The sequence below is a fragment of the Microcoleus sp. F4-D5 genome, from assembly GCF_036704885.1.
GTDB lineage: Bacteria > Cyanobacteriota > Cyanobacteriia > Cyanobacteriales > Microcoleaceae > Microcoleus.
Window position 1 is genome coordinate 67,185 of the sequence record NZ_JAUBSX010000020.1, and the last position, 20,718, is coordinate 87,902.

18 protein-coding genes and 2 tRNA genes are annotated in these 20,718 nt (G+C 44.0%); 12 read left to right on the top strand and 8 right to left on the bottom strand.

The genetic code is table 11. The annotated features are described in order from the left end of the window. The 6 genes from QUA80_RS12160 to QUA80_RS12185 form a co-directional block, all read left to right on the top strand. The coding region (locus QUA80_RS12160) for a calcium-binding protein (RefSeq protein ID WP_333424746.1) at nt 1–1,278 on the top strand (1,278 nt) is incomplete at its 5' end. A 600-nt stretch (nt 1,279–1,878) separates the two neighbouring features. Continuing rightward, a complete protein-coding gene (locus QUA80_RS12165; RefSeq protein ID WP_333424748.1) occupies nt 1,879–4,290 on the top strand; it encodes a VIT domain-containing protein in 2,412 nt (803 codons plus the stop codon). A 179-nt stretch (nt 4,291–4,469) separates the two neighbouring features. Then, nucleotides 4,470–4,544, top strand: a tRNA-Ala gene (locus QUA80_RS12170). An 8-nt stretch (nt 4,545–4,552) separates the two neighbouring features. Beyond that, nucleotides 4,553–4,624 (top strand) — tRNA-Ala (locus QUA80_RS12175). A 66-nt stretch (nt 4,625–4,690) separates the two neighbouring features. Further along, on the top strand, nt 4,691–6,100 hold the full coding sequence (locus QUA80_RS12180; protein ID WP_333424750.1) for an SDR family NAD(P)-dependent oxidoreductase: 1,410 nt from the start codon (nt 4,691–4,693) through the stop codon (nt 6,098–6,100). Between the two features lie 69 nt (nt 6,101–6,169). Continuing rightward, a complete protein-coding gene (locus tag QUA80_RS12185; protein WP_333424752.1) occupies nt 6,170–7,267 on the top strand; it encodes a ribonuclease inhibitor in 1,098 nt (365 codons plus the stop codon). Between the two features lie 400 nt (nt 7,268–7,667). On the opposite strand, the gene rpe is transcribed toward QUA80_RS12185, so the two are convergent. Next, nucleotides 7,668–8,369 carry a ribulose-phosphate 3-epimerase gene (gene rpe, locus QUA80_RS12190; RefSeq protein ID WP_015179568.1) on the bottom strand — a complete coding sequence of 234 codons (702 nt, stop codon included), beginning with the start codon at nt 8,367–8,369 and terminating at the stop codon, nt 7,668–7,670. Nucleotides 8,370–8,614: 245 nt separating this feature from the next. Here rpe and QUA80_RS12195 point away from each other — a divergent pair, with 245 nt between their 5' ends. The 3 genes from QUA80_RS12195 to QUA80_RS12205 all read left to right on the top strand — a co-directional run bounded on the left by QUA80_RS12195 (nt 8,615) and on the right by QUA80_RS12205 (nt 11,158). Further along, nucleotides 8,615–8,989: a hypothetical protein gene (locus QUA80_RS12195; protein ID WP_333424754.1), complete on the top strand. Its 375-nt coding sequence runs from the start codon at nt 8,615–8,617 to the stop codon at nt 8,987–8,989. 104 nt (nt 8,990–9,093) lie between these two features. After that, complete coding sequence (locus QUA80_RS12200; RefSeq protein ID WP_333424756.1) at nt 9,094–10,509, top strand: LCP family protein; 1,416 nt, start codon at nt 9,094–9,096, stop codon at nt 10,507–10,509. Nucleotides 10,510–10,729: 220 nt separating this feature from the next. Then, nucleotides 10,730–11,158 carry a DUF202 domain-containing protein gene (locus tag QUA80_RS12205; RefSeq protein WP_333424757.1) on the top strand — a complete coding sequence of 143 codons (429 nt, stop codon included), beginning with the start codon at nt 10,730–10,732 and terminating at the stop codon, nt 11,156–11,158. Nucleotides 11,159–11,327: 169 nt separating this feature from the next. Here the strand turns inward: QUA80_RS12205 and QUA80_RS12210 are convergent, their stop codons facing one another. Further along, nucleotides 11,328–11,750: a DUF2809 domain-containing protein gene (locus QUA80_RS12210; protein ID WP_333424759.1), complete on the bottom strand. Its 423-nt coding sequence runs from the start codon at nt 11,748–11,750 to the stop codon at nt 11,328–11,330. A 59-nt stretch (nt 11,751–11,809) separates the two neighbouring features. Here QUA80_RS12210 and QUA80_RS12215 point away from each other — a divergent pair, with 59 nt between their 5' ends. Continuing rightward, the gene (locus QUA80_RS12215; protein WP_333424761.1) at nt 11,810–11,995 is read left to right on the top strand and encodes a hypothetical protein; all 186 of its coding nucleotides are present in this window, start codon (nt 11,810–11,812) and stop codon (nt 11,993–11,995) included. On the opposite strand, the gene QUA80_RS12220 is transcribed toward QUA80_RS12215, so the two are convergent. The 5 genes from QUA80_RS12220 to QUA80_RS12240 all read right to left on the bottom strand — a co-directional run bounded on the left by QUA80_RS12220 (nt 11,981) and on the right by QUA80_RS12240 (nt 17,705). Further along, nucleotides 11,981–12,838, bottom strand: coding sequence for a hypothetical protein (locus QUA80_RS12220; protein WP_333424763.1), 858 nt, complete (start codon nt 12,836–12,838; stop codon nt 11,981–11,983). The two genes, QUA80_RS12215 and QUA80_RS12220, sit on opposite strands and share 15 nt — an antisense overlap. A gap of 1 nt (nt 12,839) precedes the next feature. Next, the gene (locus QUA80_RS12225; protein ID WP_333424764.1) at nt 12,840–14,114 is read right to left on the bottom strand and encodes a DUF3696 domain-containing protein; all 1,275 of its coding nucleotides are present in this window, start codon (nt 14,112–14,114) and stop codon (nt 12,840–12,842) included. Between the two features lies 1 nt (nt 14,115). Beyond that, nucleotides 14,116–15,231, bottom strand: a complete 1,116-nt coding sequence (locus QUA80_RS12230; RefSeq protein ID WP_333424766.1) for a DUF262 domain-containing protein — start codon at nt 15,229–15,231, stop codon at nt 14,116–14,118. Between the two features lie 246 nt (nt 15,232–15,477). Then, a complete protein-coding gene (locus QUA80_RS12235; RefSeq protein WP_333424768.1) occupies nt 15,478–17,025 on the bottom strand; it encodes an ATP-binding protein in 1,548 nt (515 codons plus the stop codon). Next, nucleotides 17,022–17,705 (bottom strand): response regulator transcription factor, encoded by a 684-nt coding sequence (locus QUA80_RS12240; protein WP_333424770.1) that lies wholly within the window; start codon nt 17,703–17,705, stop codon nt 17,022–17,024. Before QUA80_RS12240 ends, QUA80_RS12235 begins: the two co-directional genes overlap by 4 nt. A 142-nt stretch (nt 17,706–17,847) precedes the next feature. Here QUA80_RS12240 and QUA80_RS12245 point away from each other — a divergent pair, with 142 nt between their 5' ends. After that, on the top strand, nt 17,848–18,258 hold the full coding sequence (locus QUA80_RS12245) for a hypothetical protein (protein WP_333424772.1): 411 nt from the start codon (nt 17,848–17,850) through the stop codon (nt 18,256–18,258). Nucleotides 18,259–18,416: 158 nt separating this feature from the next. Next, the gene (locus QUA80_RS12250) at nt 18,417–19,433 is read left to right on the top strand and encodes a M10 family metallopeptidase C-terminal domain-containing protein (protein ID WP_333424774.1); all 1,017 of its coding nucleotides are present in this window, start codon (nt 18,417–18,419) and stop codon (nt 19,431–19,433) included. A gap of 172 nt (nt 19,434–19,605) precedes the next feature. On the opposite strand, the gene QUA80_RS12255 is transcribed toward QUA80_RS12250, so the two are convergent. Beyond that, entirely contained in the window at nt 19,606–20,520 is a 915-nt protein-coding gene (locus QUA80_RS12255) for an alpha/beta fold hydrolase (protein ID WP_333424775.1), read from the bottom strand. Between the last annotated feature and the right edge of the window lie 198 nt (nt 20,521–20,718).

Consider the following 20,718-nt stretch of genomic DNA (forward strand, 5'->3'; position numbering starts at 1 on the left):
CCGACTCCAACTCCAACGGAAACTCCGACGCCAACTCCAACGGAAACTCCGACTCCAACTCCAACGGAAACTCCGACGCCAACTCCAACGGAAACTCCGACGCCAACTCCAACGGAAACTCCGACTCCAACTCCAACGGAAACTCAAGACGAAGATTGCATTTGCAAGCAGATAACCTTTCCCAGCCAGACTGCTATTCGCGGCCCCAACCAAACAAATAGCACCACCAACGGTACAGAAAGCGACGACATTCTGGAGGGTTCGATTACCAATGACAATATCAACGGCTTAAATGGTAACGACTTGGAGGTTGGCTTCACTGGCAATGACAATATTTATGGCGGATCTTACCTCAGCTTCGATCGAGGAAATACAACCATTCTTCCCTCTGCCAAAGATAGCGACGTGCTGTTTGGCAATGAGGGCGATGATTACCTCAACGGGGGTGCTAAAAATGATTTAATTTTTGGGGGCGAGAACGAAGATGTTGCTTACGGTGGCAAAGATGACGACATAATTTTTGGAGACAAACAGAGCGATACTTTAATTGGCGATGAGGGTAACGACACATTATACGGTGGTACTCTTAACCCTTCAGACATCGATTCTACAGGTCGCGATTTGCTATTTGGCCTAAGTGGCGACGATTACCTGAACGGGCAAGAAGCCGAAGATTCGCTTTCTGGCGGTAATGGAAACGATACAGTGCATGGCGGCAAGGGTGATGATTTGGCCCTAGGAGATTTGGGCAACGACGTGCTGTTTGGGGATGAGGGCAGCGATACTCTCTGTGGTGGCGACGGAGAAGATACTATGTACGGGGATATTGGCAGCCCTCTGACGATCGCCTCCGCTGGCGCTCAAGACCAGATGTGCGGTGATTTGGGCAACGATTTGTTGTTTGGCAATGAAGGTCAGGATACCCTCAACGGTGATGCTGGAAACGATACTCTTTATGGCGGCAAGGATGAAGACAGTTTACTGGGTAGTGCTGGGGACGATTGGTTATTTGGAGATGAGGGGAATGATACTTTGATTGGAGGTACTGGGGACGATCGATTTATCTTAGGTATCGACAACGGGCGCGAGACTATTTTAGACTTTCAAGATGGTCGCGATGCGATCGGCTTGAGGGGCGGTTTAAGTTTCTCGCAACTGAGCATTACTGTAGAAAATAATTCTACTTTGCTCCGAGTTACCAGTTCCGGTCAACTGTTAGCAACTCTCAGCAATGTGTCAACAGGGCTGATTAATGTTGCCGATTTTGTAGCGGTCTAAATCGATACCCCTGGGGACACGGCAATGCCGTGTCCTTTTGCTCGATCGCATACAAAAAATCGGCTCTCCCCGATCTGTGGTAATAACTCGATCTAAGAACTGGTAATAGGTAATGGGTAATGGGTTAGTCATTTGGAGCCAATTACCTATTACCTATTACCATTACTCTGTAACACAGAATACATTTTCCAGCTCACGAGGAGAGCAAAAAAGGGGACTTTGACCCTCTTGCTCCCCTCTTTTTAATGGGTACTGGGGGGTTCTAAGACGCAAGAAAACACGATCTACAGAACCCAAAAACCTGGTTTATGCGTCAATATTTCTCGAAAAAAGCGACAATTTTTCCCAAAAACCGATTTTTTTGCATAATTCCTGTTTTCTAAGCCGATTATTTAATAGGACAGATCGATACCTACTGGAATCCGTTGTTTTTCTCGATCGATAGTTCCGGCTTCCCTTTTTAATCTTTATCCAAAACAAACAAAACAAAACACAATCAAATCAAGCGCTGAAACCCAAACAAAATCGCTAGAATGAAGGCAGTCGAGACGATGCGTGTTGCAGTTCTTTTTGATGTATCATTTATGGAGGACTACTTTTATGCCATCCTTGAAATCTCCAACCGATCGAACCAGTGGATTATACGTGCGTTCCCCAGAGAGAGAACAACTCGTTTTTCCCCTGAAACATACAGAAGTCAGAGCAAAAATTGCCGGAAATTTATCGCGAGTTGAAGTCTCGCAGCAATTTGAAAATCCTTTCACCAAGCCATTAGAAGCCGTCTATATTTTCCCGCTACCGGAGGAAGCAGCGGTAGATGAGATGGAAATTAAAATTGGCGATCGCACTATTAAAGGCAGCATCAAAAAACGCGAAGAAGCCCAAAAAATTTACGAAAAAGCCAAACAAGAAGGGCGGACTGCGGGTTTGCTGGAACAAGAACGAGATAATATTTTCACCCAGTCCCTCGCCAACATCAAACCGGGTGAATCAATCGATGTCACGATTCGCTACACTGACAGTTTGAAATTTTTAGCTGGCGATTACGAATTCATTTTTCCGATGGTTGTCGGGCCGCGATATATTCCCGGTACGCCGCTGGATGAAACGGCTGCTAGCGGTAGCGCCCCAGCCCCAATGACAGTCAATTCGTCTACCGATATTGTCCCCGATGCGTCGCGCCTCAATGCCCCGATTTTGCCACCGGGAATGCGATCGGGACACGATATCGGCGTGACGCTGGAAATTGAGGCTGGCATACCGATTCGTAATGTCAATTCCCCATCCCACCAACTGCAAATTGAATATTTCGACTCTCCCCAAACTTCCTTAGCAAGCGAGCAAAAAAATGGGCTGAGGGTGCGCGTTCAATTGGGGAATCAAGATACAATTCCCAACAAAGATTTGATTGTTCGCTATCAAATTGCTGGTCGAGAAACTCAATCGACCGTATTAACTCAAGCAGACGATCGCGGCGGGCATTTTGCAGTTTACTTGATTCCGGCGATCGAGTACAAAACTGATGAAATTGTGCCGAAAGATGTCGTTTTTTTAGTCGATACTTCCGGTTCGCAATCCGGTGCGCCTTTGCAGCAATGTCAGGCATTGTTGCGGCAATTTATTAACGGGCTGAATCCAGCGGATACTTTCTCGATTCTGGATTTTTCCGACAAAGTGCGGCGACTGTCCAAACAACCCCTGCCGAATACAGCAGAAAATCGACAACAGGCGATCGAATATATCAACAAACTTCGCGCTTCTGGCGCTACGGAAATGTTGGGCGGGATTCGGGCGGCGATCGATTTTCCCGCACCATCCGGGCGCTTGCGAACTGTGGTATTCCTCAGCGACGGTTACATCGGCAACGAAAACCAAGTTCTCGCCGAAGTGCAGCAACATCTCAAATCGGGGAATCGCCTGTACAGTTTCGGTGCGGGGAGTTCCGTCAATCGCTTTTTGCTCGATCGCATTGCGGAAATCGGGCGGGGAATCTCCCGGATTATCCGGCACGACGAACCGGTTAACGAATTTGTCGAAAAGTTCTTCCGGCAAATCAACAATCCGGTGTTGGTAAATCTGGAAATTACTTGGCAGGGAGAGGGCGAAAATCCGGTAATTTATCCGTCAGTTGCGCCGGATTTGTTTGCCGAACAACCGCTGGTTCTCTTTGGAAAAAAGGGCGATCGCGAAGCTGGAACGCTTCATATTAAAGGGGTTAGCGCAGGCGGACACCAGTACGTCCAAACCTACCAACTCGACTTTACAGATCCTGGAAATCCGGCAGTTGCCCAGCTTTGGGGGCGGCACCGCATCAAAGATTTGATGAATCAGATGGTGCAGTACGACACTAAGGTGGGAGTGGAAACAGTGACAGAAACGGCGCTAACCTATCAGCTTCTGTCGCAGTACACGGCTTTTGTGGCTGTCAGCGATGATGTGCGCGTCGAACCGGGTACGGAATCGATCGCGATGAACCTGCCGGTAGAAATGCCGGAAGCGGTGGAATATGAGGGCGTATTTGGCGGCACGGACTTTATGGCGCAGGAAATGATGCTTCGAGGTTCTGCACCTGTTGCAAGATTGATGAAATGTTTTGCCCTTACTGACGAAGAAGAACCTGAAGAAGTAGCACGCGGCATCAAATTTAACCGCATAGAGGAACGGATATATCCATTGTCCGCACCAGTCGCCGGCAGCGCCCCAAGTGCACCGTCAAAGGCGCGCGGCACATCACCTGTAGAAATCGTTAGTGCTACGGGGTTGGATGAAGTGGCGATCGATAGTTTAAACGAACACTTGGCAACTCTGAGAGTCCCGCCCGGTACAAACGGCGAATTGGTGTTAGAAATTGTCTTCAGTAAGGTGCGCCCCAGCCGCATAGTTGTGGATGCTGAGGCTTCGACTTTGGCGGATGTGGAGTTGCTGAAAACTATCAAAAAATGGCTCTTTAGCTGGCGCATTCCTCACTTTATTGGGGATACAGTGCGCCTGACGTTGCGGGTGCGATCGTAAAACAGCTTGAGTTGCACCACAATAGTCTCCTGATTCCGGCCAATAATTATTCCGATGCTACCGGAATTGATATAACTATAATAGACTTCTCCCATAATTATTGTGGAACAGGCATCCTGCCTGTTCTTGACTGTCTTTTTTCCAGAGGTCTAATGTAGTATCAGCGATTTCTAAGATTTGGGACTGGTAGCTCAAGAGGAAGAGCACTGCGACAGCATCGCGGAGGTTGGGAGTTCGAGCCTCCCTCAGTTCCACCTTTTTGGGGGCTATAGCTCAATGGAAGAGCGCTTTCTCTGCAGGAAAGAAGTTAGAGGTTCAAATCCTCTTAGCCCCACCCATCAATATCAAATCTGGATATATGAAGGGGTTTTCGCGCTCAATTTCTCAAGGGTTGGTCAAGATGAATATCCCACCAGACCAATTAGAAATTTGCCTCAATGTTCTGCAACAAATTTCAGAAGATCCAGCGGTCATTGGCGAACACGATCGCTTCAAAAGTTTGGTTGCCAAAATCTACAAACAGGGACGCAAAGGTTTGCGTCAAACTCAACAACAACAACGACGAATTGAAGATAGGCAACTCAAAGCATCAACCGTCATGGTGCAGCATCAGCACCAACAACAGCCATGCGCTGCGTTACCAGAATCAACAACCCGATCGCAGCATTTGCACAAGCCCATCCTTTGTTACATTTGCAAAACACCCTATACAGAAATTCATTTTTTTTATCATTCACTCTGCCCAAAATGTGCTCAATTTAATTACCAAAAACGACAACAGCGAACCCATTTAGTTGGGCGAACTGCATTAGTGACAGGCGGACGCATCAAGATTGGCTATCAGATGGGATTGCGGCTGTTGCAAGATGGTGCGAGGGTGATTCTCACCACAAGATTCCCCTATGACTGTGCTAATCGTTATAGTCTAGAACCCGATTTCGAGCAGTGGCGCGATCGCCTGCAAATTCACGGACTCGATCTGCGAAATATTCCAGCAGTAGAAACATTTGTACGGGATTTATTCCATACTGAATCAGCTCTCGATCTGATTATCAACAATGCAGCTCAAACTATCAAGCGTCCATTGGCATTTTATCAGCATCTCTTAGAGCGAGAAGAAGAAGCATCACAAATACTCAGCAATAACGCGCAAGCATTAATCCCGATCGATAGCAATCTATTAAAGGAGCAATTACCTCGACATCAATCTATTTTACTCGAAAGTCAACCGCATTACAAAGATCGCCTACCGGGTGCGATCGCTGATTACTTCCCGCGCGATTGCTTCGATGCTGACGGACAACAACTGGATCTTCGCCCCGAGAATAGCTGGTTGCTAAAACTCGATGAGGTAAATACGATTGAGTTACTTGAAGTACAAATGGTGAACGCGATCGCACCCTTCATGCTTAACAGTCAACTCAAACCATTACTACTTCGTTCATCCTTTGAAAGACGATTTATCATCAACGTTTCAGCAATGGAAGGACAATTCAACCGATCCAGTAAAACACCCTATCATCCCCATACCAATATGGCAAAAGCAGCTTTGAATATGATGACGCGAACCTCGGCGGTTGATTATGCTCGATATAATATTTTCATGAACAGCGTCGATACGGGTTGGATTACCAATGAAAATCCCGCTCCTAAGAAAATACGAGTTCAAGGAGAACAAGGCTTTTACACGCCCTTAGATGCGATTGATGGGATGGCAAGAATTTACGATCCGATCGTTCAAGGTATTGAAAACCCCGAGCCTCCGATTTACGGTCATTTTCTTAAAGACTACGCCCCCTATCCCTGGTAGCAAATGATGATAAATACCGCTCTTCACTGTCCGTTACCCAACCCTATAGACTCTTCCTCCGAAGTTGTAATGGAACTCAAATCGTTAATCGATTATCTCCAAACCGATCGACCGATAGCTCAAAAAATAGTCTTCCCGCGCGGCACAGTCATGCCCGATGGACGACTTGATTTGTGCAAGCAAGATTTAGGTGTAATGGGATGTCATTTAGTGACTGAAGCATTGGCAAACAATGATGCGATCGCTAGCTTGTTATTGGGAACCAATGGTATTGGCGATCGGGGTGCTAAGGATGTGGCGCGATTGATTCAACGTAACAACCGTTTAGAGATTGTCTATTTAGGTTGCAATGCGATTTCATCAACAGGTATTGCTGCACTTGCCGCAGCGCTGACGCAGAATCAATCTATAACTGGTTTGTGGTTAAAACGCAATCCGATTGGCGTAGGAGGTGCAGATCGTCTAGCGGAAATGTTGCGTCACAATACAAGTATCCGCACGCTAGATTTGGTCAATACTCAAATAGGAGATGAGGGATTAGCAGCCATTTTAGAGGTTTTGACTTACACCAATCGTACTGTTGAAAGGCTGTACTTGGGCGGCAATCAAATTCAGGAAAACCATGCTGCTTTACTGGCTAATCTTTTAGCTGATAATCCTGTGATTACTGGCTTATTTCTTAATGTCAATCATCTTGGCGATCGAGGTGTTACAGTTTTAGTGGATGGATTGGCAGAAAATAAAACACTGGTTGATTTAGGACTAGCTAGCAATGGAATTGGGGTAGCAGGGTGCAATCCATTATTAGCAGCAGTGGCAACCCATCCCAAACTTAGTAATCTGGATTTAGGTTATAGTCCCTCTACAGGAGTGTTGGGAGCACAGCCCAATCAGATTGGAGATATCGGTGCAAGTGCGATCGCCCATTCGATTGCACGGAACCAAATCTTATTGAAACTCAACCTTTGTCGGAATGGAATTGGCAATTTGGGAAAAAAAGCGCTCATTTCTGCATTAGAAATCAATCAAAAATTACGTTATCTGATTTTAGATGGGCAACCAGATCGACGAATTGAAGTTTTGTTAGAGCGCAACCGAATGCTGAATTTTGGTGAAGAATTACATCAGCCTCGTAGTGTTTCTTTAATCCAGAGTGTATATCGTTGAGTTTAACCCTGTTTTGCGACTCGTCAGTATTTAATGTAAAATAAGTTCAGCATATTTTAAAACTAGGACAGACCGATCGATACCGCCGCAAACAACCGGGATTAATCTGGGCGAGTAGTTTATTGCCGGGGGCGATCGTGAATTGATCTGCCCTCAAAGGTTAGCAACCTCCAATAGTCGAGACGATTCACTTTCGTTGATCCTTTCTATCCCTTTTTATCCCACACTCACCTCGATCGGTATAGTGTGGGGATTCCCGTCTGTTTAGCTAAAAAGTCATAAAACAGTTTGTAGTCAGGACTTCAGTCTTTTGTGAAATCTTTTAGCCACTAAGGACTTTAGTCCTGACTGCGAACCAGTTTTATTCTGGGTAATTCGCCGGACACGATCGAATTTTTGATTAAACCGCAGCCAACTCAGGAGTCGGGCGCTTGCTGTGGCGGATACCCTCGATCGCCGCTGCGTAATCGTTCGCCTTAAACACAGCAGAACCAGCGACGATCGCATTTGCGCCCGCTTCCAGAACTTGCCAAGTATTGTTCCCCTTCAAACCGCCATCTACCTCAATCCAAGGATCGAGGCCCTTGTCGTCGCACATTTTACGCAACTGGCGAATTTTCGGCAAAACGGCCGGGATAAAACTTTGACCGCCAAAGCCCGGATTGACGCTCATAATCAGCACCAAATCGCAAAGTTCCAGCACGTACTCGATCAACTCCAAAGGCGTCGAAGGATTCAGAACCACACCAGCCATTTTGCCCAATTCCCGAATTTGGCCGAGGGTGCGGTGCAAGTGAGGCGAAGCATTATGCTCGGCGTGAACCGAAATAATGTCAGCACCCGCCTTAGCGAAGTCCTCGACGTACTTCTCGGGCTCCACAATCATCAAGTGGACATCGATCACCTTGGTAGTAACGGGGCGAATTGCCTCAACAATCAGCGGCCCGATAGTAATATTAGGAACAAAGCGACCGTCCATCACATCTACGTGAATCCAGTCAGCCCCAGCTCGATCGACTGCCTGAATCTCTTCTCCGAGACGGCTAAAATCGGCTGATAATATGGATGGAGCAATAACGATTGATTTTTGGGATTGGGTCATGGCTAAGTCTGTTCTCCTGTCTGCTGTGCTGTATCCAGTTTATCAAAATACGGGTCTCCGGGTCGAAAAGTTGCCAACGATCGGTCGCGAGATTGGGAGGGTCAAAAAATTTTGCCTCTGACAGACAAGTTTGGCGATCCCGCCCCAGCCCTGCTCTGGGAATTTTGGTTTAGGATATAAATTTTCCCTCTCACAAATAACTTGTGTGCAAAATCTCACCTCCTGCAAATTTTGGGTAGCGAATTATGAAAAAAACAGATCCCTTAGAAAATCCTGAACTCGATCGTGCAAGTCTGTTTGTATTAATGATCCCAGTCATCGGCTTTTTCCCCGCCCTGTGGACTCTTTACCGCCGTCAGGGAAGCCCCGAACGCAAAGCCGTCAGCCGCTTGGCAATTGCCCTTGCTTTTAGTTGGCTCTTAGGACATATTCTTTTAGAAGCTGGAGCAATTTCTGCGGAATCTCCGACACTTCCCATGTTATTAATGAGTAGCCTGCTAACAACCAGCTATTTCATCGTTGCTCTGGGACTGATGGTTCGCCTCTGGAAGCGTCAACCGCTATGGTTGCCAGGAATGAGTCGCCTAGCCGAGCAAGTAGTAGGCAAACATTTATCATAATTTAGGGTTCTTTTAAGCCCCTACCCTATTGATTGATTGCGTCTTCAGCTTGATACTACATATTGCCATTATCTTTTTTATTTTTGTTGTGTGTGAGGAAGCCAGTGCCAGCTCAAAAAATTCCTAATCAAGACCCTATCCAACAATCAACTGCCCAACCTTCAACCAAAAAAGCTTCCCAGCCCCATCGAGGTCGCTGGCTGGGTTTTGGTTTTGGTTTGGCTGGAGTAGCCATGCTCTCAGCCACAGCCGGAGCGTTGCTAGCCGTCTCCCTTTCTACAACGCCGCTTCAGCAACAAAAGTTGAGCCCTGAAGAAGCGGCTGTGTTTTCTCAAGGCGACATGGCAAAGCTCAACATGAAGATGCCGGAGCTGACTCGCCCAGTTAATATTTTAGTTTTAGGACTTAAAGTTCTCAGCTCAGACCTCGACGGCCATCCCGATAAGGATCTGGGATACGAGGTCTGGCAAAATTCTTTCAAGGGGTTAACCGATACCATGCTGTTGGTTAGGTTTGACCCTCAAAATAAAAAGTTAAGCGTGCTTTCGATTCCGCGTGACACCCGCACCTATGTTGAAGGTAGGGGCGAGGTGAAAATAAACGAAGCTAATTACTACGGGGGCCCGGCTTCGTCAGCAAAGGCAGTGAGCGGACTCTTGGGCGGGGTGGGAATTGACCGCTATGTCACAGTCAATATTCAAGGCATCAAAAGTTTGGTGGATGCACTTGGTGGCATTACTATTAATGTCCCTAAAGACATGAAGTATACCGATGAAAGCCAGCATTTATATATAGATTTAAAGGCTGGCAAGCAGAAACTCAACGGCGAACAAATCGTGCATTATTTGCTTTACCGGCACGACGATTTGGGCGATATCGGGCGGGTGCAGCGCCAGCAATTGTTGATGCGGGCTTTTGTGGAACAGGAAGTAAATGTAGGTTTGCTGTCTCGACTACCGAAAATTTTGTCGGTGATTCAGTCTCACATTGACACCAATTTGAGTATAGAAGAATTGGTGGCTTTAGCTGGTTTTGCTACTCAAACCGATCGCGCTGGCGTGCAAATGTTGATGGTTCCCGGCAAATTCAGCGATTCTAAGGACTACAAGGCGAGTTTTTGGTTGCCAGATCAAAGTGGCATCGAAACTCTGGTGTCAGAACATTTTGACTTCGGCCAAAACACTTGGACAATTGAAAATGCTGATGCGACTTTTCTCAAGGTGGCTATTCAAGATAGTACCGGAGATCGATCGGCTGTTGAAGATTTTGTCAATACTCTGACTCAAGCCGGTTATCGGAATGTTCAGGTTTATAAAGCTTGGCCCGAACCGCTGGAGGTAACTACTCTAGTAGCTCAACAGGGCGATATTAAAGGTGCTCAAGCGATTCGCCAGTTTTTGGGTTTTGGAGATGTGCTGGTTGAGAGTACCGGTTCTTTGCAGTCCGACGTGACAATCAGATTGGGTCAGGATTGGTTGGAGAAAAAGGCTCAGTCCGGTGGTGCGGCTAAGTCTTTTTAAACTGGATTTTAACTGGGGTATTTGTAGGGACACAGCAATGCTGTGTCCTCTTCTTTTCTGTTGGTAGAGAGGAAGGCGATCGCTTTTTTGTCGATTTACTGATACTATATTTTTTGGTGATGATGAATCGCGATCGCAATACCGATACTTCCCTCCGCAATCACAAGTGAAACAATAATCAACGAGGGAAAGCTTAAGATATTTTAGAAAGGTAGGGTTGATGAACAAGGGTTCTAAAATAGACCGACAGCGCGAACATCAGGCAAATGAACGCACCTTTCTTGCATGGTTACGAACTTCACTGGCTTTAATTGGTTTTGGGTTTGCGATCAGTCGGTTCAGTTTATTTCTACGTCAATTTCAAGCTACAGTGACTCAGCAAGAAGTTTCCTCTCCTCCCTTCTTCAACTCGGAAACTTTAGGGCTGAGTCTGGTAGTTTTTGGCATTGCGGTCATTGCCTTAGCAGCATGGCGTTATAATCGAGTTTTCTGGCAAATTGAGCGAGGTGATTATCGCCCAAATCGTGTGCTAGTTTGGATTCTGACTGGAGTTGTAATGATTTTAGGAACGTTAAGCATTCCCTTGTTGCTGTGGCGCGATCGCGGAAATATAGCTCCCACTTCAACTCCTAAAAACTCTCAATTGTAAGTTAACCCGATCGCTTAGCTATAGTGAAAATAACCGCAACCATATCCTTAAGCTTTTGTGAATCTAGATTGTCTGTGGTGTTCGAGAGATGGGGAGAGAACCCGATTGGGAGAGGATTTGACGATTTTGGCTCTGGTCGTCGCAATATACAATTTAAATCCAGTACAACTTACAAGCGGAAGCAAGTGAAATGAAGCCACCGCACCCACAACCAACCTAAAAAACTCCCCACAAAATAAGAGATAAAATCTGACCAACTAAAGTGATGTCCCAAAATCAGCCTTCCGGGTAAAGTAGCTCGCATTGCTTGTAAAAACGGAGGTGTCCACAGTTGGAGAAACTCTACTCCGCAGGTAGCTAGACACACAGCTACAGCCGCCCTAATTTGCGAAAATCGCGGCAAGATCAGAACTACCAGCAAAATCCAAAATACCTCATAGGCTATGCTCCCAAAAGAGTCGTTGAACCATTCCGGTGCAGGGCCGCGAGAAAATCTCACTACGTAACCTAAAGGGATGATCGCGATTATACTGATGAGCAGGGCTATTCGATATTTAAAAAAACGGCGATGGCGAGATATTGGAGAAGTCATTAAATTTGAGACAGGTTTTTTTGTTCACTTAGCAAAGTATTCTCGCTACGGCTAAATTTTTGCTTTCGGTTTACCTCGGCATGACGGGTATGATTGCTTGGGTTGGGTTGAATTGGGTAGAAGTCAAAGCCGACGACATTATTTTTATTTCGGCAGCCACCGGCGCTGTGGGAAGTGTAGCCGGGCAAGTATCGAAATTGCGCGGGTGTCGGGCGATCGGGTCTGCCGGTTCAATTAATGTCTAATTTTTTATTTTCATCTTGTTTACACTCATCAATGTTGCCTTCTATATCAGCTTCTCCAACATGAGTTTTAGCTTTATTAAACACTTCTAAGTGAGCGGATTTCCCGAAATGTAAATTATCTACATACCAATAGCGGTCTGTAGCTACTTCGCGGTAGATAGCTCTGCCCTGAAACCTGGATGAAATTTTTTCAAATCTTTGTTTGTCTCTTAGTATAGTTTGCTCATCTCTGGGAGGGTCATTAGAGAGTTCATCATATACTGAACAGCTTAAATTAAATGTATGTTCTAGCCAAGCTTCCAGCGCAGATTTATCATCAAGACAATCTAATTTTATACAATTTACTTCATCATTATTTTTAACTATAGTAATTAAGCAACAATTAGTAATATGTGGATGAACAAGGTGAAAACTGGAATTAATAAAATTAATTAATAAATAGGTTGAACTACTGTTTTGTAATTTTCTCTCAGCTATTTCTGCTAATGATGTATCATTTACAACCTTGTACTGTCCATTAATCATCAAACAATCAAACAAGTCTGTTGAAGAATGTACTTGTTCTGTACGCCATTCTTTAGGATTTGATTTATTAAAAACAATATTCTTGAAGGCTAGTTTAAGTGATTTATCTTTAATTTGATTTAAGCTTTGATTAAAATTAGAGCCTTTTACCGCTTCATAGTTGACAAAGAAATTAGTATCCTCCTTATATATCTGTTTATCTTTAATTTTTTCATTAATCACTTCAAAAATAGCTTTAAAAACTATTACTGCTTTTGTGAATTCGGCATCATTAAGATACTGTCCCTCAAGGGATACTTCATTAATAAAAATTTCCATTTTAGATTCCAAAAAGACGTTCAAAATCTTTATCCATTTGGTCGAAAAATCCTTTAGGCCATTCTTCAATTCCTCCATTAGGTTGAACAGGAATTTGTACAACTGGTTGATCGGAATTTAGCTGTAAGTATAATATATTTAAATTTTCATGGTCAATAATTTTATCAAGCACAGCTATTCGCAAGGCATTTAAAATATGATCGCTATGTGATTCAATAAAAACTTGTACGCCACAACTGCTAACCTTAGCTAGAAAGTGAGTTAGTCGCGATTGCGCTTTTGGGTGTAAATGCGCTTCTGGGTTTTCTACAATTAATATTTCACCTTTTCTAGCAATTAATCCTGAAACAATAATTGGCAAAATGCAATGGTATCCAAAGCCAACATTAGCTGGTTTATAACGATCTTTTGAGGCGTTGGTATTAAATAAAGGTTCTAAAATGTTACTTCTTGATTGTGATATTTCTACTTTAGCTCCCTCAAAAACATAACTTAGCCATTCTTCTGTTTGATTAGATAATGTCTTTGCATTCTCTCCTCTGCACAACGTATCATCAACTAAATCATTTCCTTTTCTATAAAGCAAATTTACTGTAAATTCGCCTTTTGCACCTACATTAGGAAACTTTTTCAAAGTGGACTTGAAATAAAATTCTTGTGGGCCAATGCGATCGGCTGAAATGTAGTGGATATGACTAAAATTGAAAGATTCATCTAAGGAATTCAAATAAAATTTTTCATCTTCTATTAAACTAGAATCATTAGGTATTAAATTATTTAATGAACAGTCGCCCAATCTTTTTGGTTCATTCTCAGTAGTTGAGTATTCATTAGTATTGTCTTTTTTTAAATACTTTCTCTGTACCGTAGTAACAGAATTGTCTAAATTAAATTTATTACACAAGTTGATCTCTCTGATTTCTGCCACCATATCATCATGTAAATTTTCTATTAATAAATATTCCATACATTTATGAATAACTTTATTGGGATGAACAATTTCATGGAAATAATATTTAAGTACAATGGGTTCATCTCTTGAGATACTACTATTCCTAACATCAACAAAATTACCCAGTCTTACACAACTTCCATTCAACAGAATTTGGGTTGTCACTTCACTATGCTCAATAGATTGTCGCATTAAAAGCAAAGCTTGTAAAAGAGTAGACTTACCACGCCCATTTATGCCTGTTAACAGGTTGATCTGTGTTAAAGGAAACTGTATTTCATCTTTAAAACACTTAAAGTTTTTTAACTCTATTTTAGTTAGCATTTTATACGTCTCCTAAAATATCTTGTGCTAGTTTAAAGCGGGTAATAACTTTAGATTTGCTACTCGTGGAATACTTTATAGCGTCAAAGTATGCTGGATTTTCAAGCAATTTAATAAAGTTATCTTGAATAGACTTCTTGTGAGATTGTAAAAACTCATCACTCCTTGCAGAGAAAAAATAACACACAGATTCAAAAATTGCGATATTTATTCTTCCCCTATTTTGACCAGAGGGCAAACGAAAATTTTTAGTACCAAAAAATTCAAAAGTTAAATTCATTACTCGCTCAAAATCATTTTTTAATATATCTATGTCTCGATCATCCATTAAATTAATTTTTTTCATAGCTCTTTCTACAAAATCACTCATATCACCTTGATAATCGTTTTCATAATCAAAGAGTTTAAAAGCCAAGTAACGCAAAATAACTTCTCTATCCTTCATTCTTTTGGGTGAAACACCGTCGTCTATAGCCTTTATAAAATATTCTTTTTCTGATAACTGTTTTAGCAGCTTGGTTGACTTTCCTGAAAAAATACAGTTTCTAACTTCTTGACGTTCAAGTTTAGTTCCTCCTGTGTTAACTCTATTGAAAATATCATAGACAACTTTAACGGGAACAGAGGGCTTAATAAGATATATGTAAAGTTTTTTATCTTCAATCCTTGTTTCATAGTCACCTGGTAGTTCTTTAAGTTCTGAAAAGGTGTAGCCATTCAACCTAGTTAATGCTTCTAAACCACTTAATTTAAATTCATTCTTAACAAATTCATGTAAAGCTGTAGTCCGCTGTAGACCGTCTACAATAATTAGTTTTCCCTCTTTTGTTTGATTTAAATACCAGGGAGGAAGGGGGAAATTTAGGATAACAGATTCAATAAATTTACTTTTTTTGTCTAATTCCCAAACTACATTGCGTTGAAAATCTGGATCGATAATCAGCCTGCCATTGTCATATTTCCTCAATAACTCAAAAACAGTTTGAGGATCTTCTCTAATATCAATATCTGCTTCAGTTGGATCGTAAGGATACAATCCACCACTATCACCACTATCCTCGTCAGCAGTATCCTCATCTGTTTTGATGACATCATCTTGGAGTTCACTATCCGTCATTACTTGCTCCTTCTCCTAATATGTGTAACCTTGATGATTCCTCAATTCCACTAGCCTGTAATTTCTTAACGGGACTTAAACAAATTTTAAGCGCAAACCAAGCCAAAACTGGCTTTAATGGATTTTACCATGCTTAGCACTGATTTTTGTTTAAGTCCCGATCGGGGTATTTAAGCCGGATTTGGTATAAGACTTAGAAAAAGCTACAAAACTCTTTTTGTTTAAAGGACTATGATCGAGAAGGGGCTAATCGCCCACAGGTAAACTCAGTATAAACCCTGTTTGACCAAGTATTGCAGCATCTAGTTTGATATCGCCGCCGTGGGCCCGTGCGATTTCCCTTGCTAAACTTAGCCCCAATCCCGATCCTTCAATTTTTTGGATCTGAGTCGAGTCACCGCGATGGAAGCGCTCAAAAATACGATCGCGCTCCCTCACAGAAATATCGCGAGAACTATTGACAATTTTCACAATTACTCTTTTTCCCTGACAGTTAGCCTGTAACCTGAGCCAACCCTTCGGTAAATTATATTTAATCGCATTACCAACCAGATTTTGCAAAACCTGCACCAGCAAATCGCGATCGCCCTTGATATATAAATTAGGAGCAATTGCCATTTGCACGTCTAAATGCGGTGCTAGCAGTTCCATATCTTCAGCAATTTCCGATAGCAAAGCCGACATATTCACCTCAACTAAATGTAAACCCATACGTCCGGCATCGGCGTGAGAGAGTAAGAGAAGTTTGCGAGTAATTTCACTCAAACGGCGCACTTCATCCAATAAATTACTCAGGGTTTGCTGTACCTCCGAACCCGATTCAACTTGATGCAAAGCCCGTTCTAGTTGACCTTGCAAAATTGCCAGCGGAGTCTTTAATTCGTGGGCGGCATCTCCACTAAAACGAGAAGCTTGTTTAAAACTTCGCTCCAGACGTTCTAACATCTGATTGAACACAAAAATTAATTCTACAAACTCTATATCCGTTGCTCCGTCAGGGACGCGCCGATCGAGTCCTTGTACGGTAACATTGCGAATAGCCATCGTCAGTCGCCCAATAGGATATAGAATACTCCGCGATATCACCCAGGCTCCACCCGCCACGAGTAAAAGCACTACGGGAATAGAAAATAAAAAGATATTGCGAATCGATGCCATTTCCCGATCGATCGCTTGTAAGTTAACAGCGATCGCTATTTGAGTCTGAGGAGAATGAATCGCGCCCACACGCCAAACAGCCCTGTTAGTACGCTGGGTTGCTAGTTTAGCTTTGAAAACTTGAGGAAAATTGGGTCGATCGAATTGAGGAGGTCGATCGCGCGGGGGTCTTCTTTCTCTCGGTGAAAATGAATCCGGTCGATCGGGAGGTGGTGGATGGGGAGGTGGTGGATAGAGTGAAGGTGGTGGAGGGGGAGGTTCTAATTGAAAAGGTATTCTGGCACGATCGGGAGGCGGTTGAGGCAGCGATCGCCACAGTGAATTGGCATCAATTTCATCTTGCCACTGGCTCGATCGGTAGAGCAAATTACCATCTCTGTCAGTCACCAGCAAAGCCACGGTTGTTTCCCCATCATTCATGCCCAAAACTGATGGCAAAGAATCATTATAAACATTCCATTGGGTCGATTGCGGGCGGGTAGATTGGATTAACTGATTTTTGATTTCCGCATCAAGACGCTTGACCTTAGCATCGTAAATCAACCACCACGAAACAATACTAAAGCCAATCAGAGCAACACTTGCCAGAACAGCAGATAATAGAGTAATGCGAAAGCGAAAAGATTGCAGTTTCACGATGGGGAATCTGGTTTGCGAAACCGATAGCCAACGCCCCGCACGCTCTCAACCCATCCCGTACCGCCGATCGGTTCAATTTTCTTGCGAATGCGTTGAATACATACATCTACTACATTCGTATTCGGATTAAAATCATAACCCCAAATATGTTCGAGGATTTGCGTGCGGGTGAGTACCCTACCGGGCGATCGCATCAGATATTCCAAAAGATTAAACTCGCGAGTTGTAAGTTCTACCGCATGGCGATCGCAAGTAACTTCTCGCAAAATGCGATCGAGCTTAACTGGGCCAACGCTCAGAATATTTTGCCCGCCGCCCGAAGCCCGCCGCACTACAGCATAAATCCTAGCAACTAACTCCTCAACAAAAAACGGTTTAGCCAAATAGTCATCAGCACCGAGATGCAATCCTTCAATGCGATCGTCGAGTTCATTGCGAGCAGTTAATAAAATCACGGGTACGTTGCGTCCCGCCTTTCGCAGGTGTTTGAGAATAGATAATCCATCTTTTCCCGGCAAAACAATATCCAGGACGATCGCATCGTACTCGTTATCCATCGCCCGCTCATAGCCATCATTGCCATTATCGCAATAATCCACAACAAAGCCTTGTTCTTTCAAGCCGATACAAACAAAATTGGCGATTTTTTCTTCATCTTCAATATATAGAACATTCATAGATTTACCGATTAGGTTGCGATTATACCGCGAGCGTGGATTTACTGAAATTACAAAACTGTAATCTATCCACAATGTTGCAGGTCATGTTTGGGGAGTTTGATGTAGCTATAAACATTTTTGGATCGGCATCGTAACTATCATGAAAATTGCTTCACTGCTGGCATTACCTGCTACAGCCTTGCTGCTGGGATTTAGCAGCTTGACTTTTCCCGATCGGACTACAGCTAATTCTAATACTCTACTGGCCCAGAGCCAACCCGAACCCAGTCAAGCGCCCAGACATCCGCCCCGTATAGATTTTGCCGCTGCTGCCAAACAATTAGGAGTCACCGAAGCCGAGTTAATCGAAGCATTGGGGCTACCCGCCAAACCGCCCGAACCGCCAACTGAAAATAATCGCCCGCCCAGCCCACCGCCCCGTCCTCGTTTAGATATTCCCGGTGCAGCGAAAAAGCTGGGAGTCACCGAAGCAGAGTTGATTAAAATTTTGGGCATTCCACCGCGCCCACCGGGCGATCGTAATTTACCTCAAAATTCGGAAAAACGCTAATTTCTCCACATTACAAAACTGTAATCCTACGACAGGGATAAATGTCATATTCCACCAACTTAATGATTGTAGAGACTAACTCAAAGGCCGATTGAGAATTCATTTCTCTAGCCTGACAACTGATGCAAACTTAGAAAACTAATCCGGGTAATTACATCATGCCAGCACTATTTCCTAATTCAATCAATGCACCAGGCAATCCTCCCCAAAATCAAGGTGCAGCGGGCAACCAACCTCCCCAAAATCAAGGCGCACCAGGTAATCCTCCTCCCCAAAATCAAGGTGCAGCGGGCAACCAACCTCCCCAAAATCAAGGCGCAGCGGGCAACCAACCTCCCCAAAATCAAGGCGCACAACTTACGAATTCTGCTTTACTTCCCCAAAACCCAACTCCACCCCCGACGCCAGCTAACAGTATTAGTACCACAGCAGGAAACGACAATATTACCGGAGATAGTTTAGATAATTTCATCCTAGGCAGTAGCGGCACAGATACCATAACTGGAGGATTAGGCACGGATACAATTAGCTATCTTTCCCTGGGCAGCGGCATTACCATTGAGGCTAAAGGTATTGTAGATAAAGGCGCAGCAGGTACAGATACCCTGCAAAATATAGAACAAATAATTGCTCCTTTAGGACAGATTAATACCATCGATGCTTCTACAGGTAGCGGCACAGCTTCTATTAATGTAGATTTGTCGCAAAATCGTTTGGCGGTTAACAATCTACCCGGTATCGGCACTCTGAATTTTACGGTAGAGAATTTCGTTAACGTCACAGGTACTCCGAATGTAGATGTACTTACCGGAAACATCCAAAACAATTCTTTAGTAGGAGGAGATGGTAACGATACACTCTCAGGTTTGCGCGGCAGTGATACCCTGATTGGAGTCAATCCCTTGAGTGCTACACCGGGAAGCAATGAAACCGATGTGCTGATTGGCGGTCGAGGTAGAGATGTTTTTGTTCTCGGTGATGCGACCAAGACATACTATCAGGGAACAGGAGTTGCACTGATTCAGGATTTCCAACAAGGAATAGATCGCATTCAGTTACGTGGGAGTCTCTCTGACTACAATATTGTTGGAAACTCCATCAATTTGGCTGGTACATCTGACCAAATAGCTGTAATTCAAGGCGGCTTTACCCCTGATAGTTTCATATTCGTGTAATATCAATTCCGGTAGCATCGGAATAGTAAAATCCAGTCAACAGCCAACCATCTAATTCATCTGCGTTAATCTGTGTTAATCTGCCATCATCTGCGGTAAAAAAAAGATAATTTGTAAACCGCAGATGACAAGGGATTGACGCAGATTAACGCAGATGAAAGGAGCAAAAGCACTAATTTTCTGCAAACGCCGATCGCCCTTTAATCCAATCGAGTAAAATAGGATTGACCAATTCCGGCGCTTCATCTTGGGGACAATGACCTACGCCTTCCAAAGGAATAAACTTTTCAACAGCCGGAAACTTTGCCAATTCTCGCCCCAATGCGATCGGTTCCCAAGGGTCGTCCGTACCCCACAAAATCAAAGCAGGACAGCTCAAACGCGGCAACAAATCCTCCGGTAGCGGCCCTTGAGAATAACTGATAAATGCTACAAATACTTCCACTGCGCCGCTGTCTTGGGCAGGTTTCAGCAGCATATTTACCAGTTCGTCGGTGACAGCTTCGGGACGGCGATAAGCTTGCAAAAGCACTTTTTTTACTGTTTTTGGCGTTGCTAATTGTTTAAAAAATAATTGACTTATCCACTTGACATTTAAAAGTTTTTGTGCAAGTGGCGCTCCAAAACTGCGATACCACGGCATTTCGGCGCGTTTGCGATCGTGCAGCAAGCGCAAAGAACAATTAAGTAAAATTACACCGGAAGCAATATCGGGAAAATCCACAGCGGCTTGCATAATTGCCACGCAGCCGATCGAATTTCCCACCAAAAAAGCCGGCCCGCCCGCAACTTCCCGACAAAAATCAGCAATTAGCTGTCCCCAAGTTTCAAAAGTATAGTCAATCTCAAGTTTGGGCGCGGGTTTAGCAGAACCGCCAAAACCGATGAGGTCGATCGCGTAACACCGACAATCAGCAGCCAGCGCCGGCAAATTTTTACGCCAATGACCCCAAGATGCGCCGAAACCGTGGACGAACACCACCGCAGGCCCGCGCGAACCCGCAGCCTGGTAGCAAATCGGAAAGCCTTTCCACAGCCAAGTTTGAGGGACAACAGCAGTTGACGGAGTGGGAGTAGAAGATGTCATGGGATTTTAGATTTTAGATTTTAGATTTTAGATTTTAGATGAATCCAAGGCTGCAAAGGACTCAAGTCATTACTACAAACCGTATCGCAATTCGAGGCAACTGCTAGGACATAAATCCCAAACCCTCTTTCCTCTTCCCTCAGCGTCCTCTGGGTTCTCTGCGTTTAATTCCTCTTCCCTCTTCCCTCTTCTTTATTC